This is a genomic window from Cupriavidus sp. GW821-FHT02F09 (assembly GCF_059421605.1).
The window spans coordinates 139,121-155,325 of sequence record NZ_JBWKVH010000009.1 but is presented as its reverse complement, the minus strand read 5'-3'; the positions used below and the strand labels follow the sequence as shown (position 1 = coordinate 155,325).

14 protein-coding genes are annotated in these 16,205 nt (G+C 67.1%); 9 read left to right on the top strand and 5 right to left on the bottom strand.

Annotated features, from left to right (window positions below; all coding sequences use genetic code 11):
• Positions 1-3: 3 nt before the first annotated feature.
• From AC07XB_RS13320 to AC07XB_RS13310, 3 genes are all read right to left on the bottom strand, one after another.
• The gene (locus AC07XB_RS13320) at positions 4-1,746 is read right to left on the bottom strand and encodes a long-chain fatty acid--CoA ligase (RefSeq protein ID WP_492827887.1); all 1,743 of its coding nucleotides are present in this window, start codon (positions 1,744-1,746) and stop codon (positions 4-6) included.
• Between the two features lie 75 nt (positions 1,747-1,821).
• Positions 1,822-2,814, bottom strand: coding sequence for a Bug family tripartite tricarboxylate transporter substrate binding protein (locus AC07XB_RS13315; RefSeq protein ID WP_492813638.1), 993 nt, complete (start codon positions 2,812-2,814; stop codon positions 1,822-1,824).
• A 56-nt stretch (positions 2,815-2,870) separates the two neighbouring features.
• A complete protein-coding gene (locus AC07XB_RS13310) occupies positions 2,871-3,875 on the bottom strand; it encodes a tripartite tricarboxylate transporter substrate binding protein (protein ID WP_492827889.1) in 1,005 nt (334 codons plus the stop codon).
• A gap of 315 nt (positions 3,876-4,190) precedes the next feature.
• Between AC07XB_RS13310 and AC07XB_RS13305 the strand changes: the two genes are divergently transcribed.
• Positions 4,191-5,327: an AraC family transcriptional regulator gene (locus AC07XB_RS13305; protein WP_492374189.1), complete on the top strand. Its 1,137-nt coding sequence runs from the start codon at positions 4,191-4,193 to the stop codon at positions 5,325-5,327.
• Positions 5,328-5,354: 27 nt separating this feature from the next.
• Here the strand turns inward: AC07XB_RS13305 and AC07XB_RS13300 are convergent, their stop codons facing one another.
• On the bottom strand, positions 5,355-6,152 hold the full coding sequence (locus tag AC07XB_RS13300) for a GntR family transcriptional regulator (RefSeq protein WP_492387284.1): 798 nt from the start codon (positions 6,150-6,152) through the stop codon (positions 5,355-5,357).
• 290 nt (positions 6,153-6,442) lie between these two features.
• On the opposite strand from AC07XB_RS13300, the gene AC07XB_RS13295 reads away from it, so the two are divergent.
• From AC07XB_RS13295 to AC07XB_RS13260, 8 genes are all read left to right on the top strand, one after another.
• Entirely contained in the window at positions 6,443-8,050 is a 1,608-nt protein-coding gene (locus AC07XB_RS13295; RefSeq protein WP_492827891.1) for an ABC transporter substrate-binding protein, read from the top strand.
• 128 nt (positions 8,051-8,178) lie between these two features.
• A complete protein-coding gene (locus tag AC07XB_RS13290) occupies positions 8,179-9,096 on the top strand; it encodes an ABC transporter permease (protein WP_492374186.1) in 918 nt (305 codons plus the stop codon).
• Positions 9,089-9,970, top strand: coding sequence for an ABC transporter permease (locus AC07XB_RS13285; RefSeq protein ID WP_492374185.1), 882 nt, complete (start codon positions 9,089-9,091; stop codon positions 9,968-9,970). The genes AC07XB_RS13290 and AC07XB_RS13285 overlap by 8 nt, the downstream gene beginning before the upstream one ends.
• Complete coding sequence (locus AC07XB_RS13280; protein WP_492827894.1) at positions 9,967-10,995, top strand: ABC transporter ATP-binding protein; 1,029 nt, start codon at positions 9,967-9,969, stop codon at positions 10,993-10,995. Before AC07XB_RS13285 ends, AC07XB_RS13280 begins: the two co-directional genes overlap by 4 nt.
• A 33-nt stretch (positions 10,996-11,028) precedes the next feature.
• On the top strand, positions 11,029-12,048 hold the full coding sequence (locus AC07XB_RS13275) for an ABC transporter ATP-binding protein (RefSeq protein WP_492827896.1): 1,020 nt from the start codon (positions 11,029-11,031) through the stop codon (positions 12,046-12,048).
• Entirely contained in the window at positions 12,045-13,787 is a 1,743-nt protein-coding gene (locus AC07XB_RS13270) for an AMP-binding protein (RefSeq protein ID WP_492374182.1), read from the top strand. The genes AC07XB_RS13275 and AC07XB_RS13270 overlap by 4 nt, the downstream gene beginning before the upstream one ends.
• Positions 13,788-13,826: 39 nt before the next feature.
• Positions 13,827-15,398 carry an acyl-CoA carboxylase subunit beta gene (locus tag AC07XB_RS13265; RefSeq protein ID WP_492827898.1) on the top strand — a complete coding sequence of 524 codons (1,572 nt, stop codon included), beginning with the start codon at positions 13,827-13,829 and terminating at the stop codon, positions 15,396-15,398.
• Positions 15,399-15,436: 38 nt separating this feature from the next.
• Positions 15,437-15,661: an acyl-CoA carboxylase biotin carboxyl carrier protein subunit gene (locus AC07XB_RS13260; protein WP_492387285.1), complete on the top strand. Its 225-nt coding sequence runs from the start codon at positions 15,437-15,439 to the stop codon at positions 15,659-15,661.
• Between the two features lie 94 nt (positions 15,662-15,755).
• Here AC07XB_RS13260 and AC07XB_RS13255 read toward each other — a convergent pair whose 3' ends face one another.
• Positions 15,756-16,190, bottom strand: a complete 435-nt coding sequence (locus AC07XB_RS13255) for a universal stress protein (protein ID WP_492375857.1) — start codon at positions 16,188-16,190, stop codon at positions 15,756-15,758.
• Positions 16,191-16,205: the final 15 nt, after the last annotated feature.

The following is a 16,205-nucleotide window of genomic DNA, read 5'->3' as shown; positions in this document are numbered from 1 at the left end:
GGTTCAGGCCACGCTGCCGGCGGCGGCCGACTGATCTCCGCCTTGGCCCTGCTCCAGCTCCTGCAGTGCCCGCCACTGGATCTTGCCGGTGGCCGATTTGGGCAAGGCGTCGACAAAGCTGACAATGCGCGGCACCTTGTAGGCCGCCAGCCGCTCGCGGCACCACGCCATGATCTGCTCGGCGCTGGCCTCGGGCGTGCCGCGCGCGGCCGGCTTGAGCGCCACCACGGCCTTGACGGTCTCGCCGCGGCGCGCATCGCGCGCGGCGATCACGCAGGCTTCATGGATGGCGGGATGGCCGTAGAGCAGGTTCTCCACCTCCGCCGGCCAGACCTTGAAGCCGGATGCGTTGATCATGCGTTTGAGCCGGTCGCGCATGAAGAAATAGCCTTCCTCATCCATGAAGCCGAGGTCGCCGGTGCGCAGGAAGCGCTTGCCATCGATCTCGATGAACGATTCCGCGTCGGCCTGCGGGTTGCGCCAGTAGCCGCGCATCACCTGCGCGCCATGGGTCACGATCTCGCCCAACTCGCCCTGCGGCAGCTCGGCCAGCGTGTGCGGGTCGATCACGCGCGCGTCCACGCCGAACGTGGCAATGCCCAGGCATTCGCGCTTGGGCCGGTGGCGCGGATTGGACAGCAGGAAGGCGGCGGTCTCGGTCAGGCCGTACGCCTCCACGTAAGGCAGGCCAAAGCGCTCCTGCAGCATGGTGGCCACGGCGTCCGGCATGGCGGCCCCGCCGCCGCCCAGGTAGGCAAGGCTGGAGAGGTTGCGCTCGCCGATGCCCGGCTGCGCGAAGAAATCCACCAGCATGGCGGGCGGCGCGCCCCAGGTGGAAACCTGGTAGCGCTCGATCAGGTCTGCTGCTGCCGCGCGATCCCAGCGCGGCAGCAGCACGATGGTGGCACCCAGGTAAAGGGGCGCGTGGATGCCGTTCTGCATGCCCAGCAGATGGAACATCGGTGCGACCGACAAGCACACGCTCTGCGGGCTTGCGCTGCGCCACAGCTGCGAGCCCACCGCCGCGCTCATCAGCGTGCCGTGTGTGTGCATGCAGCCCTTGGGATGGCCAGTGGTGCCCGAGGTGTAGGCCAGCATGCACAGCGTGTCGTAGCCGGCCTCGTGCGCGCGTGGGGCATGGCCCGCGGCGTCGGCCTGTGTCCATGTCGCCAGCGTGGCGCCTGCGGGCGCGCGTTCGGGTAGCGGGGTGCGCTCGTAAAGCCAGGCGGGCACGCTGTCGGCGCCGCCGGCCGCCTCGAGCATGTCCCCATACTGATGCACGATGACATGCGCCAGCCCGGCGCCATGCAGCGGCGCAATCTGCGGATATAGCTCCGCCGCGACGAAGGCCGCCACCGCGCCGCTGTCCGCGGCCACGTGTTCGAGCTCCCCGGTCAGCCACATCGGGTTGGCTGGCACGACCACCGCCTCGGCACGCAGGATGGCGTAGTAGGCGACGATGAACTGCGGGCAGTTCTGGCTGAACAGCATCACGCGGTCGCCCGGCGCCACGCCGCAAGCCTGCTGCAGGTAGCCGGCCATGCGCTCGATCTGCGCATGCAGGCTGGCGTAGGAGATGGCCGTATGGAAATACTGGATCGCGGTCTTGTCCGGATAGCGCCGGGCGGCCACCTCGACGTTGTAGGCCAGGCTGGTGCGCGGCACGCACACCTCGGCGGGCATGCCTGGGGGCCAGTGGGGAGAACGGTAGGCCGGGGCGCGGGTAGCAGAAGCAGCTTGATTCATAAGAAACACAAAGTGGGAAAATTGCAGGCCGCCACCGGCCCGGCGCCCATCAAGGCGGCGTGCATCGGGACGGCGTTAGTCAAGACGGATGTTCCGGGTGCGGATGACCTTGCCCCAGCGCGCGTAATCGCTGCGCATGGTCTCGGCGAAGGCATCGGGCGTGCTGCCGGCAAGCACTACGCCCATGTCGTTCATGCGCGCGCGCACGGCTGGCATGGCCAGCACGCGGTTGACGTCCGAGGAGAACTTTTCTATCACCGGGCGCGGCGCGGCGGCCGGCAGCAACAGCCCGAACCAGCCCATCGAATCCATGCCCGCGATGCCAGACTCGCGAAAGGTCGGCACGTCTGGCAGTTGCGGCGCGCGCGCGGGGCCGGTCACCGCCAGCGCGCGCAGGCGGCCGGTTGCCGTGTGCGGGCGCGCGCCCATCACCGAGATGATCGCCGCGGGTATCTGCCCGCCGAGCAGGTCGTTCAGTTCCGGCGCCTCGCCCTTGTACGACACGTGGGTCATGTCCAGCCCCGCCGCCTCGTTGAACACTTCGCAGTAGAGATGGCCGCTTGAGCCGGTGCCGTAGGAGCCATAGTTGAACTGCCTTGGCCTGGACTTCACCAGCGCGATGAATTCGGCCAGCGTCGTGGCGGGCACCGAGTTGTGCACCGCGAACACCAGGCTGGTGGTGCCAAGATTGGACACCGGAGCGAAATCGCGCACCGGGTCGAACGGCGCCTTGGCATAGAGGCTCGGGGCCTGGACCAGCGTGGTGATGGTAAGCAGCGCGGTATGGCCGTCGGCATCGGCCTTGGCCACGGCGTCGGCGCCGATCATGCCGCTGGCGCCTGGGCGGTTTTCCACCACGATGGGGCGCTGCCACATCTTGCCGAGCGGCTCGGCAATGGCGCGTGCCAGCACATCGGTGGCGCCGCCCGCGGGGTAGGGCACCACCAGCCGCACGGGCTTGGCCGGGAAAGCGTCGGCACGCGCGGGGCTCAGCCCCAGGCCCAGGCCGCCGGCGGCGAGGGCACCGGCTCCGATCTGCTGCAATGCCTTGCGGCGCGTGTGCTGCATCGCTGCTCCTGAATCCGCCCCGAACGGGCACGAGAGGGTTGGGAAATGCTGCAGGCTCAGTCGAGCCGGATATTGAGCTTGCGGATCACGCCGTTCCAGTAAGCCTGGTCGGCGCGCGCCACCTCGGCGAACTCCATCGGCCGGGTGCCTTTGACGATCACGCCAAGGTCGGTCATGCGCTGCCGGATATCGGGCGTGGCCAGGATGGCGTTCACGTCCGCCGAAACCTTGTCCACGATCGGCCGCGGCGTGCCGGCCGGGGCGAACAGGCCGAACCAGCCGGGCCCGTCCAGGCCGCTGTAGCCCAGTTCCTGGAAGGTCGGCACCTCGGGCAGCATGGGCGCCCGGGTGTTGCCCACCACGGCCAGCGCGCGCAGGCGGCCGGTGCGCATATGCGGCTTGATCCCCATCACGGAGATGGTGCCCACCGACACCTGGCCGCCCAGCAGGTCGTTGAGCAGCGGCGCCTCGCCTTTGTAGGGGACATGGATCATGTCCAGCCCGGCGGCGCCGGTAAACACTTCCATATAGAGGTGCGCACCGCTGCCGGTGCCGTAGGTGCCGTAGGAATACCCTTTCGGCTTGCCCTTCGCCATTTGCACCACCTCGGCGAGGCTGCCAGGCATGGACGAATTGGCGGCCACTACGAGGTGCGAAGTCGCCAGTTCCGACAGCGCAACCAGGTCGCGCATCGGGTCAAAGGGCGGCTTTGCATACTGGCTGGGCAACTGCACCACGCTGGTCAGCGTGAGCAGCAAGGTGTAACCATCGGCAGGCGCCTTGGCCACCGCATCGGCACCGATCATGCCGCTGGCGCCCGGGCGATTTTCCACCACCAACGTGCGCTGCCACTGCTGGCCAAGCGGAGCGGCAATGGCGCGGGCGAGCACGTCGGTGGCGCCGTCCGCCGGATAAGGCACCACCAGCCGCACCGGCTTGGCGGGGTATCCGGTGGGCACGGCGCCTTGCGCGAGCGCGCTGGCGATCCCGGAGATGCCGCCGCCAGCGGCCAACGAGGCCGCGCCAAGCCGTAACAGGGTCCTGCGACGTCCTATCTGCATCCTGCTTCTCCCCTCTTGAACCGCCACGCCGCGCCCTGCGGATGCACAGGCCAGCAAGGGATGAGATTGCGCGATGGTGCACTGCGTGGACAATGACCATTCGGCCCAAAATGATTGGCCGAATCGTTCAGGGAAAAGCCTGCCTTTGGTAAATCCGGATTGTGCTGGGGCGCAGCATCGGGTTAACTGGCGCACATAGCCGGCACAGAACCGGCAGCGGTCCGGCAAGCCCGCGCGTTGCGCTGCAGTGCAGCGAGATGCAGCCCAGGGGAGATCCGGACCAGGACCGGGGAGTCCGTTGAGAACGAGGAGACAATGCAAATCGCCGCACTCAGGGCATCCGCGCCGTCATCGATGACGGTGCCGCTCAGTTCCCTCCCGCCAGGCACACCGGGCGCTGACGCTGCTCAGCCGCCCACGCGCCACACCATTTCCGTGCTGCAGCTGCACCAGATCGTGCAAGGCGCGCGCCGCCTTGGCTGCGACATCGACGCCCTGCTGCGCCGCGCCGCCATTTCGCCCGCGTTGCTGCAGTCGCCCAACGCGCGCGTGAGCGAGGGCCAGTTTGCCGCGCTGATGCGCTCGATGCGGCGCGTCACGCGCGATGAGTTCTGGGGCTTGCTCAGCCGGCCCGTGGCACCGGGCGTGTTCGCCCAGGCCTGCCAGGCGTTGATCCACTGCGCCACGCTGGAAGACGCCATGCGCGCCGGGCTGAACCAGTATCGCCTGCACCTGGTCGATTTCGTGCCTCGGCTGCAACAGCGCGACGGCCGCGCCACCCTGCTCCTGCTGCCTCGCGCGCCCGCCACGGCGTGCCGCCAGTACGCGCAATCCACCTTCGCCTTCCAGGCTTACGGGGTGGCCAACTGGCTGGTGGCGCAGCGCATTCCCCTCGCCGGCGTCGACCTGGCCGCGCGCGCGCCGGAACCAGCGCGCGGGCCATCCCGGCTCACCGACACCGAACGGGTCTTCAACACCCAGGTCCGCTATGGCCAGCCGCACACCGCCTTGCACTTCGACGCCAGCTGGCTGCGCCTGCCCGTGGTCCAGGACGCCAGCAGCCTGCAAGCCTTCCTGAACGACACGCCGCGCAACCTGCTCACCCGCTACCGCGACGACTCCTGCCTCGCCGAGCGCATCCGGCGCCACCTGCGCTGCCACCTCGACGATGAACTGCCCTCGCTGGAACAAATGGCCGAGACCCTGCGCCTGACGCCGCAAACCCTGCGCCGCCGCCTGCGCGAAGAAGGGCGCGGCTACCAGAGCATCAAAGACAGCCTGCGCCGCGACGCGGCCATCGCCTTCCTGGAACACACGGACCTTGCCCTGCAGCAGGTGGCGCTGCGCGTGGGGTTTTCAGAACCCAGCACGTTCCATCGGGCGTTCAAGAAATGGACGGGAGTAGCGCCCGGGGAGTACCGGCAGCGGCAGATGATGGCGTCCGCGGCCTGAATCGATAGCCCTGGGGCCGGGGATGCGCTAGATCGTCTGCAGACGGAAGCGCTCTATCGGCTCCGGGTGCGCCTGCTGCATATGCGAGAGCACCTCGTTGCGCGAGTCCTGCATGATCTTGCGCATGTCGCGCTCGGCGGCTTCCGCGTCGCTGGCGGCGATGGCGGCCAGCACCTGTTCGTAGTCACCCACGCTTTCCACACGGCGCTGGGCCGTGATGTAGTCCAGCGGCTGGCTGGTAACCCACAGCATCTGCCACACGCCATCGTGCGGCAAGGTACGGTAAGCCTGGATGAGCTGGCGGTTGCCGCAGGCATTCATCAGGCCCACGCCCATGCGGCCGACAGCCCGCACAAAATCGATCAATGCCGGCTCGGGCTCGCTGCCAAGCGCGCGCAATTCATCCAGACGAACCTGCAACGGCGGCAGGGCTGCCTTGTCGGGATTGATCGCCAGGTAGCGCACGGCCAGCGACAGCAGCGCGCTGCGGATATTGAAGATATCGATCAGGTCGTCCTGCCGCAACTCCACCACGAACGCCCCGCGCCGGGGTGAGATCTCCACCAGGCCCTGCTTCTCCAGCACACGCAAGGCGTCGCGCACCGGGCCGCGGCTGATGTCGAAGAGCTCGGCGATCGCCTGTTCCTTGATCTGGTCGCCCGGCGCGTACTGGCCGTTGAGGATGGCCTGGCCGAGATGCTTGGCGACCTGCTCGGGGATTGTGGCCGCTGTCATGCGCCGCGGCGATGGCGCCTGCGCCGGCAGATCCTGATCGGGCGCATCCGGCTCGGGCGCGGCTGGCTGTATTCCAAAGAGTCCGCTCATGAGGAGGCCGGTTAAGAGGGGTGGGTTAAGAGGGGTATATAGGATTGGGCCCATTCTATACAGAGGGCTTTCTCGCGTAAATCGTCGATTGTTAACAATTAACCGTTGACGTAACTCTTAAGTGCTCGCATACTTTTTTTGCCACCCGCGGCGACCGACGGGGTAGCCACAGTCACGCATCCACAGCGATGCGGCGCATTGCGGCCCGACCCCGTGGCGACCGGACAACATATTTCATCGGGGGCGGAGACAACCCAGCCGGCGCACGCCGGCGCCACCGGAGAAGCACGATGCGCGAGCATTCGCTGCAAACCATGATCGGCGGGCTTTTGCTAGGGGCGTTCGCGTCAACGGCGCTCGCGCAAGCTACCATCCCCCCTGCAACATCTGCCGCACCCGCCACCGGGGCCTTGAGCGTGGCCTTCGGCGCCGAGTCCACCACGCTCGACCCGGTCAAGATCTCCGCGGGCGTCGATCACTATTTCGTGGGCCAGATCTTCGAGATGCTGACGCGGCGCAATGCCGCGCTCAAGGACGAGAACTGGCTGGCCGAATCGTGGAAGCTGGAACCCGGAAAGGACGGCAAGCCGGTGCTCGACGTGCATCTGCGGCGCGGCGTGAAATTCCACAACGGCGACCCGCTCACCGCCGAGGACTTCGAGTTCTCCTGGCAGCGCCAGCGCGACCCCAAGAGCAGCTTCTTCTCGCACTATGTGTCGTCCGTCGAGCGCTTCGAGACCATCGACCCGCTTCACTTCAAGCTGGTCTTCAAGGAGCCGGACGCGCAGTTCATCGTCGGCAACATGCAGCTCTGGGCCATGCCTAAGAAGTACATCCAGAAGGTGGGCGAGGAGGAGTTCGCGCGCAAGCCGGTGGGGACCGGTCCATGGAAATTCGTCTCGCGCACGGTTAAGGACGAACTCAAGCTGGAGGCCTTCGACGGTTACTGGAACCAGGCCGCGCGCCCGACCGTCAAGGAACTGACGATCAAAATCATCCCGGAGGACCTGACCCGGGTGGCCGCCTTCAAGACTGGGCGCGTGGACTGGATCGACAATGTGCCGCCGTCGATGGTGGAAGAGTTCAAGAAGATGCCGGGCGTCAAGACCGCCACCGTGGTGAGCGGCAACAACCTCTTCCTGAACTTCAACACGCAGATGCCGAAGTCGCCGTTCAACGACGTGCGGGTGCGCCAGGCTGCCGCCCACGCCATCGACGTCGACGCCATCATCAAGCGCGTGCTGTTCGGCCAGGGCGAGCGCTATGCGCAAATCGGCAAGGAGTCCACCGGCTACGATCCGGCGCTCAAGCCTTACACGTACGATCCCAAACAGGCCCGCGAACTGCTCAAACAGGCCGGCTACCCGAACGGCTTCGACACGCCCTGCTACAACCTCACCACCCCGCGCGAGCCGGGCATGAAGGAGGTTGGCGAGGCAATGTACGCCTACCTGTCTTCGGTGGGCATCCGCTGCCAGGTGCGCAACCTGGAATATGGCGCCTGGATCAGCCTGGGCAAGCGCGGGCGCAGCGGCCCGCCGGAAATGGATGGCGTGCTGAGCTGGATGTGGTCGCAAGGCCTGCCCGGCGACCCGGGCCTGGCATGGTCCGGGCACCTGCACAGCTACCAGGCCGGCGGCTGGGGCACGTACTCCTATACCACCGACAAGGAAGTCGACGCCCTGCTGGAAAAACAACGCGGCACCATGGACCCGGCCGCGCGCGCCGAGTTGCTGCGCCAGATCGCGCGGATCAAGCAGGAGCGCGTGCTGGGCGGCCTGCCGACCTACCGGCCGCTGGTGACATTCGCCTGGCGCGCGGACAAGATCGACTACGTGCCCTGGCCTATCCGCGACTACTGGCGCGCCTTCCAGCAGGTGGGCTGGAAACAGAAATAGCCTGACGGCGGCCACACCGCCAAACGCACATGTCATCCGGCAGCCAGGCGCGGCCGCGCACGCTGATCCTCGCGCTTCGCGCGGCGCGCGGCGCACGGCCGCGCCGATCTCCCAACGAAGGAGTCCCCATGCCAACCGCCATCGCCAGACGCCTGATGCAGGGTCTTGTCAGCATCATTGGCGCGAGCGTCATCATCTTCATCATCTCGCGGCTCTCGGGCGACCCGCTCGCGCTGCTGCTACCGGCGGATGCGCCGGCCGAGGCGATCGCGCAGACCCGCGCGCACCTTGGGCTCGACCAGTCCGTCCTGATGCAGTACTTCTACTTCGTCAGTCACGCCCTAGGCGGCGACTTCGGCAATTCCTATCGTTGGCAGGTGCCTGCCCTGGGCCTGATCCTGGAGCGCCTGCCCGCCACGGTGGAGCTGGCCGTGGCAGCGCTGTTGTTCTCCGTGGCGATGGCCGTGCCCTTCGGTGTGTTGTCCGCGCTGCACCGCGGCTCCTGGTTCGACCGCTTCGCCAAGATCTTCGCCATGCTCGGCCAGGCCATGCCGAACTTCTGGGTCGGGCTGCTGCTGATCCTGTTCTTCGCGGTGCGGCTGAACTGGCTACCGGCCTTCGGGCATGAAGGCTGGAGCAGCCTGGTGCTGCCCGCAGTCGCACTCGGCTGGTACCCGGTGGCAGCGCAGACGCGCATCGTGCGCTCGGCCATGCTCGATGTGCTCGACAGTGACTACATCCGCATGGGCCGCGCCATGGGTGTGCCGGAACGCGTGCTGGTGTGGAAGTACGCGCTGCGCAATGCCGCCATTCCTCTCGTGACCATCCTTGGCGTGTACTTCGCCGCGATGCTGGGCGGGGCATTCGTGGTGGAGGTGATCTTCGCGTGGCCGGGCGTGGGCCGCACCGTGGTGGAAGCCGTGTTCGCCCGTGACTTCCCCGTGGTGCAGGCGGGCGTCATGCTGACCTCCGTGCTGTTCGTGCTTTCCAACCTGCTGGTCGACCTGAGCTACAGCCTGATCGACCCGAGGATCCGCCATGGCTGATACCGCTAGCTCTCGCGCCTTTCCTGATCAGAGGCTGCGCCGGCTGCTGCCGAACGGCCTGCCGTGGTTTCCCGCGCTGGTATTCGTGCTGTTGCTGGTATGTGCGCTCGGCGGCGAACATCTGCTGGCGCACGATCCCAACGGCCTTGATCTCGGCCTGGCCTTCCAGCCGCCCGCATGGCTGGCGGGCGGCGGCTGGGCGTATCCACTAGGCACCGACAACATGGGCCGCGACGTGTTGGCCCGCATCATGGCCGGCACACGCATCTCCCTGGTGGTGGCGCTCTACGCCATCGTGCTGTCTGGCGGCATCGGCACGTTGGTGGGCATGGTCGCCGGTTACTTCGGCGGCCGTGTCGACACGCTGATCATGCGGCTTGTGGATATCCAGATGTCGATCCCGTCGCTGGCGCTCGCCCTGGTACTAGCCGCCGTGCTCGGCCCCGGCTTCGAGACCGTGGTGCTGGTGATCGTGGTCACCTACTGGACCTGGTACGCGCGCATCGTGCGCGGCGAGGTGATGTCGCTCAAGCAGCGCGACTACGTGGCGCTAGCACGCGTGGCCGGCTGCGGCACGCTAGTGATCTTCCGCCGCCACCTGCTGCCCAACCTGTTCAACACGCTGCTGGTGCTGGCCACGCTGCAAGTGGGGCAGGTCATCATCTTCGAGGCCTCGCTGAGCTTCCTCGGCCTGGGCATCCAGCAACCCGACGTGTCCTGGGGACTGATGCTGGCGGATGCGCGCAACTACATCACCAACGCATGGTGGGTCATCACCATGCCGGGCCTGGCCATCATGGCCACCTGCCTAGCGTCCAACCTGCTGGGCGACTGGCTGCGCGACCATTTCGACCCGCGCCGGAGGCAGCTATGAACGACATGTCGCAAACCAAGGAAGTGCCAGCGGGACCGGCCGCCGAACCGATGCTTCAAGTGCAGGGCCTGACCACCCACCTCAGGCTGCGCCGCGGCGTGGTGCGCGCGGTCGACGGCGTGGACCTGCATGTGAACGCGGGCGAGACGCTCGGCGTGGTGGGCGAGTCCGGTTCCGGCAAATCGATGACCATCCTGTCCATCATGCGGCTGCTGCCGCGCCAGGGCGGCCCGGATGCCGTGCACCTGGGCGGCAAGGTGCTGCTCGATGGCGTGGACCTGCTCACCGTGCCGGAGAAGACCATGAGCGAGGTCTACCGCGGGCGCAGGATCTCGATGATCTCGCAGGATCCGCTGACTTCGCTCAATCCCGTCTTCACCGTGGGCGATCAGGTCGGCGCGCCTGGACGCTACCACGGCATCACGCATGGGCGCGGCGAGCGGCGCAAGAATGCCGCCGAGGTCCTGGCGCGTGTGCGCATCCCCTCGCCCGAGACGCGCCTGGACGATTACCCGCACCAGTTCAGCGGCGGCATGCGCCAGCGCGTGGTGACGGGCATGGCCATCGCCAGCTCTCCGCGCCTGCTGGTGGCCGACGAGCCCACCTCCGCGCTGGACGTGACCATCCAGGTGCAGATGATGGCGCTGCTGCGCCGCATCCAGGACGAGACGGGCGTCGGCATCATCCTGATCACGCACGACCTGGGTGTGGCCGCCAGCATCTGCCAGCGCGTGGCGGTGATGTATGCCGGGCGCATTGTCGAGACCGGCGACGTGCGCACGCTGTACCGCCATCCGGCCCACCCATACACGCGGGCGCTGCTCGAATCGATTCCGCATTTCGGCCAGAAGAAGGAGCGCCTCTTCGCTATCCAGGGCACGCCGCCGAGCCTGATCGATCCGCCGCCGGGCTGCCGCTTTGCCGCGCGCTGCCCGCATCGCAAGCCGCTGTGCGACGACGCGTATCCGCCCGAGATCGACCTCGGCGGGGGCCACAAGGCCAGTTGCTGGCTGGTGTCGGCATGAGCGCCGCATTCAACGAGGCAAAAGCGAGGTCCCATGCTGCTTGAAGTCAATGACCTGCAAAAACACTTCGCGGTACGCGGCACGAAGCAGGTCGTGCGTGCGGTGGACGGCGTGAGCTTTGCCGTCGATGCCGGCCAGACCTTCGCGCTGGTGGGCGAATCCGGCTGCGGCAAGACCACCATCGCCAAGCTGCTGCTTTTGCTGGAGCGCCCCACCGGGGGCAATATCCGCTTCCAGGACGAGAACGTGCTGGGCCTGCGGGGGACAGGCCTTCTGTCGTACCGCCGCCAGGTGCAGGCGGTGTTCCAGGACCCATCCTCCTCGCTCAATCCACGGCTGAAAGTACGCATGCTGCTGGCCGAGCCACTGCTGGCGCACGGCGAGGGTGGCAACCGAGCCGCTGTGCAGCGCCGGCTGGAAGAGCTGCTGGACATCGTCGGCCTGCCCGCCAGCGCGCTCGATCTCTACCCGCACGAGTTCAGCGGCGGCCAGCGCCAGCGCATCGCGGTGGCCCGCGCGCTGGCGCTGCAGCCAAAGCTGATCGTGCTGGACGAGCCCACCTCCGCGCTCGATGTATCCATCCGCGCGCAGATCATCAACCTGCTATCGGATATCCAGCGCAGTTTTGGCCTGGCCTACCTGGTCATCGCGCACGACCTGGCGCTGGTGGAGCACTTCAGCTCGGCGGTGGGCGTGATGTACCTCGGCGCGATGGCCGAGAGCGGTCCCAGCGCCAGTGTGTTCAGTTCGCCGCGCCACCCCTATACGCAGGCCCTGCTCGGCTCCGCGCCCCGGCCGGATCCCGATCACCAGCCCACGCCCGGCCTGATCCACGGCGAGATCGGCTCGGCGCTGAACCCGCCATCCGGCTGCCGCTTTCATCCGCGCTGCCCGCATGCGATGGCGGCCTGTGCCGAGCGCGTGCCGGCGCCGCGCACGATGCCCGGCGAGCCAGGGGCACCGCTCGCCCATCTCGCCGCTTGTCATTTGCAAGATCCCGATCTCCCCGCCAACCCGGCCGCCAAACCTACGCAGGAGTTGATTGCGTCATGAGCCACGCGCTGACATCCCAAGCGGATTCCGACTATTTCCAGCAACTCGACCAGCTGCAGCAACAGCACTGGCCCGGCGCCGTGCCGCGCCAGGCTAGCTGGCCGCACGGCGAAATCGCGCTGACCGAATACCTGCGAGCGTGGGCAAGGCAGCGCCCCAACCACCCCGCCGTGATCTTCTATGGCAGCGAGCTGAGCTATGCCGAGCTGGATCGCCTGAGCGACCGCTTCGCCGCGCTGCTCCACCAGCACGGCGTGCGCGTCGGCGAGCGCGTAGCGGTGATGCTGGGCAACTGTCCGCAGTTCCATATCGCCTTCTACGGCATCCTCAAGCTGGGCGCTGTGCACGTGCCGGTCAACCCGCTCTTCAAGGAACAGGAACTGATCCACGAGCTCAACGACGCCGACGCCGCCACCATCCTCGTGCTCGACCAGCTCGCGCCGCTACTGCAATCCGTGCAGCAGCGCACGGCGGTGCGCACGGTGTTCGTCACCGGCTACAGCGACCTGCTTCCCGAATCGCCCACGCTGCCCCTGCCGCCCGGCATCGACACGCCGCGCACGGTGCCTTCCGGCACCATCGACCTGATGCCCGCGCTGTCGGCATGCGATGCGCCCACGCCGGCCGGGACGCCCGACCTCGACGCGGTCGCTGCGCTCAACTACACCGGGGGCACCACCGGCATGCCCAAAGGCTGCGTGCATACGCAGCGCGACATGATCTACACCGCCGCCACCGGCTGTACCATGTCGGGCGCGCTCGCGCCGGACGGCAGCGGCGCAGCGCTGGATGACGTCTCGCTTAACTTCATGTCGATGTTCTGGATCGCCGGCGAGAACATCGGCCTGATCTACCCGATCTTCGCCGGCGGCACGCTGGTGCTGCTGGCGCGCTGGGATCCGATGGGCGTAATGGCGGCCATCGACCGCTACCAGGTCAGGCGCACGGTGATGCTGGTCGACAATGCCGCCGAGCTGATGGACCATCCCGACGTCGCGCGCTACGACCTGCGCTCGCTGCGCGCCACGCGCGTCTCGTCCTTCGTCAAGAAGGTCAACCCGGACTTCCGCCGCCGCTGGCTCGACCTGACCGGCAGCGTGATGGCCGAAGGCGCGTGGGGCATGACCGAGACCCATACCAGCGACACCTTCACCACCGGCATGCAGGACGACGACATGGACCTCAAGGGCCAGCCCGTCTTTGTCGGCCTGCCCATGCCCGGCACCCGCATCAAGATCTGCGATTTCGAATCCGGCGCGCCGCTTCCGCTCGGGCAGGAAGGCGAAATCGTGGTGCGCACGCCCTCGCTGTTCAAGGGCTATTGGAACAAGCCCGATGCCAGCGCCGAAGCCATCCGAGACGGCTGGTTCCACACCGGCGATATCGGCGTGTACGACCCGCAGGGCTACCTCCACTTTCTCGGGCGGCGCAAGGAAATGCTCAAGGTCAAGGGCATGAGCGTGTTCCCCGCCGAGATCGAAGCGCTGCTGGGCCAGCATCCGGCCGTGGTGGGCTCCGGCGTGATCGGGCGGGACGATGCCGAACGTGGACAGGTGCCGGTGGCATTCGTACGGCTGCACCCGCATGCGCAGGGCAGCCTTTCCGCCAGCGAGCTTGCGCTGTGGTGCAAGCAGAACATGGCGACCTACAAGGTGCCAGAGATCCGCTTCGTGCAGCAACTGCCGATGACGGCCACCGGCAAGGTCAAGAAGCACGAGCTTCAGCAATTCCTGGCCTGAAAGGCCGGATGCCACGAACCTAGCAAGGGAGCAGACAGAATGAACGTACACAACCGTGCCGAAGAGCTTGCCCTGCGCAAGGCACAGGCGGCCCAAATGGGCGGCGCCGACAAGCTGGCGCGCATCAAGGCACGCGGCGCGCTCAACGCGCGCGAACGCGTCGAGGCGCTAGTGGATGACGGCAGCTTCTTCGAGATCGGCATGCTCAACCACTCCGACGTGTCGGGCATGGAAGGCAAGACACCCGCCGACGGAAAAATCTGCGGCGTGGGCCGCATCGACGGCCGCCCCGTCGTGGTCAAGGCCGACGATGTATCCGTGCTAGCCGGCACCGGGGGACGCATCGGCAGCAGGAAATCGCGCCAGCTCGTCGCGCTCGCGCTCGACAAAGGCTATCCGATCGTCAACCTGGGCGAAGCCGGCGGCGCGCGCCTGCCTGATATCCAGGGCGCCGACGGCCTCAGCTCGATGACGGTCGGCACCAGCCTCGCCCGGCGCGTGCGCCGCGTGCCGATGGCCGCCGCCATTCTTGGCGAATGCTTCGGCAGCCCGTCGTGGCATGCGGCCTTCGCCGATTTCGTGGTGCAGGTCAAGGGCAGCTGCATGGCGGTGTCCGGCCCACGCGTGCTGGAAATCGCCACCGGAGAAAAGGTCACCAACGAAGAGCTGGGCGGCTGGCAGGTGCATGCGCGCACCACCGGTCTGGTCGACCGCGTGACCGACGACGAGGCTGGCTGCCTGGAGACAATCCGCAAGTTCCTTGCCTACCTGCCCTCGCACGCGGGACAACTGCCCCCGCTGCAGTCTCCGCGGGAAACCGCCGAGCAGGCCGAAGCCCGCCAGCTCGACATCGCCCGCCTGGTACCGGATTCCCCGCGGCGCGCCCACGATATGCGCGAGCTGGTCCGCACGCTGGCGGACGACCGCGAGATCCTTGAACTCAAGCCCGAATTCGACCGCAGCGTGATCACCTGCCTCGCGCGCCTGGACGGGCAGACGGTGGGCATCATTGCCACCAACCCGACCTACTCGGCCGGCGCCATGGGCCCGGACGGCTGTGACAAATGCACCAGCTTCATCTGCCTGTGCGACTCCTTCAACATCCCGCTGATCTTCCTGCACGACACGCCCGGCTTCTTTGTCAGCCGCGCGGCCGAGCAAAAGCGCATGCCCGGCAAGATCATCAATTTCGTCGAAGCGCTGGCGCTGGCAACCGTGCCGAAGCTCTCGGTGGTGATCCGCAAATCGTACGGCATGGCCTATTCCAATCTGGCTGGCGCCGGCATGGATGCGGACTTTGTTTTTGCCTGGCCGGGAGCGGATATCAGCTTCATGTCTCCGGAAGTGGCGGTCAATGTGATTCGGCCAGCGGAACGGCACGACGCCTCGGACGGGGAGCAGGCCGACGAGCGCGCCGAGAAGGCAAAGCTGTATGAAGAACTGCGCAGCGCTAGCGCACCATGGCGCGCCGCCGGCCTGGGCTACCTCGACGACGTGATCGCGCCCGAGTCGACGCGCAGCACACTGATCAGCGCCCTGGCGCTGGCACGCGGCGAGCGCAACGGCGGCATCGGCGAGCATCTGCTGGCGGCATGGCCGACCAACTTCTGAACCACCCTATTTTCTCGAAACGCACAGGAACAACGACTATGGCAGCCACCCGCATCGAATCGATCGTCACCGGCAAGGTCTGGAAGATCGACAAACAGAAAGGCGACGCCGTCGCGCAAGGCGAGGCCATCATGGTGATGGAATCGATGAAGATGGAGATCCCGATCGAGTCGCCGGTGAGTGGGCGGGTCGGGGAGATCAGCGTGGCGCAGGGGGATAGCGTGAATGAGGGGGAGGTAGTGGCGGTGGTGGTTGGGGAGTAGCAACACCAGCTCACACGAGGGCGATCCAGCGGCATTGGCCTTGCGGCACGCGGCGCCTCGCCCGCAAGCGGACGGGCGCCATGCCGTGCCGCGCTCAGCGGAACACCAGCACCGGAATATCGCTATGCGTCAGCACCTTCTGGGTTTCGCTGCCCAGCAGCAGGCCGCTGATGCCGCGCCGCCCATGCGAGGCCATGAAGATCACGTCGCAGCCTAGCTCCTTCGCCATGCCGATGATGCCCCGATAGGGAGCGGACGCAATGGACGTGGCACCCGCACATGGCACGCCGGCCAGTGCCGCGGCCGATTCCACCTTGGCCAGTTCCTCGCGCGCCGCCGCCTCGATGCGATGCTCGAAGACCGACTTCTTCTCATGGCCCGCGTCGCTGGACATCAGGAACGGATACTCCTCGAGGCACATATACGGAGTCAGCTTGGCGCCGGTCGTCCGCGCGAACTCGACGGCCGCCGGGAAGGCCTTTTGCGAGAGTTCCGATCCGTCGATGGGGAGCAGGATATGTTTGAACATGGGATGGCCTTTCAA

Bases quoted from the DNA above. Each gene is read 5' to 3' on its own strand.
- AC07XB_RS13320 (WP_492827887.1), bottom strand. From the start codon at position 1,746: ATGAATCAAGCTGCTTCTGCTACCCGCGCCCCGGCCTACCGTTCTCCC.
- AC07XB_RS13265 (WP_492827898.1), top strand. From the start codon at position 13,827: ATGAACGTACACAACCGTGCCGAAGAGCTTGCCCTGCGCAAGGCACAG.
- AC07XB_RS13295 (WP_492827891.1), top strand. From the start codon at position 6,443: ATGCGCGAGCATTCGCTGCAAACCATGATCGGCGGGCTTTTGCTAGGG.
- AC07XB_RS13290 (WP_492374186.1), top strand. From the start codon at position 8,179: ATGCCAACCGCCATCGCCAGACGCCTGATGCAGGGTCTTGTCAGCATC.
- AC07XB_RS13255 (WP_492375857.1), bottom strand. From the start codon at position 16,190: ATGTTCAAACATATCCTGCTCCCCATCGACGGATCGGAACTCTCGCAA.
- AC07XB_RS13280 (WP_492827894.1), top strand. From the start codon at position 9,967: ATGAACGACATGTCGCAAACCAAGGAAGTGCCAGCGGGACCGGCCGCC.
- AC07XB_RS13310 (WP_492827889.1), bottom strand. From the start codon at position 3,875: ATGCAGATAGGACGTCGCAGGACCCTGTTACGGCTTGGCGCGGCCTCG.
- AC07XB_RS13315 (WP_492813638.1), bottom strand. From the start codon at position 2,814: ATGCAGCACACGCGCCGCAAGGCATTGCAGCAGATCGGAGCCGGTGCC.
- AC07XB_RS13285 (WP_492374185.1), top strand. From the start codon at position 9,089: ATGGCTGATACCGCTAGCTCTCGCGCCTTTCCTGATCAGAGGCTGCGC.
- AC07XB_RS13275 (WP_492827896.1), top strand. From the start codon at position 11,029: ATGCTGCTTGAAGTCAATGACCTGCAAAAACACTTCGCGGTACGCGGC.
- AC07XB_RS13305 (WP_492374189.1), top strand. From the start codon at position 4,191: ATGCAAATCGCCGCACTCAGGGCATCCGCGCCGTCATCGATGACGGTG.
- AC07XB_RS13260 (WP_492387285.1), top strand. From the start codon at position 15,437: ATGGCAGCCACCCGCATCGAATCGATCGTCACCGGCAAGGTCTGGAAG.
- AC07XB_RS13300 (WP_492387284.1), bottom strand. From the start codon at position 6,152: ATGAGCGGACTCTTTGGAATACAGCCAGCCGCGCCCGAGCCGGATGCG.
- AC07XB_RS13270 (WP_492374182.1), top strand. From the start codon at position 12,045: ATGAGCCACGCGCTGACATCCCAAGCGGATTCCGACTATTTCCAGCAA.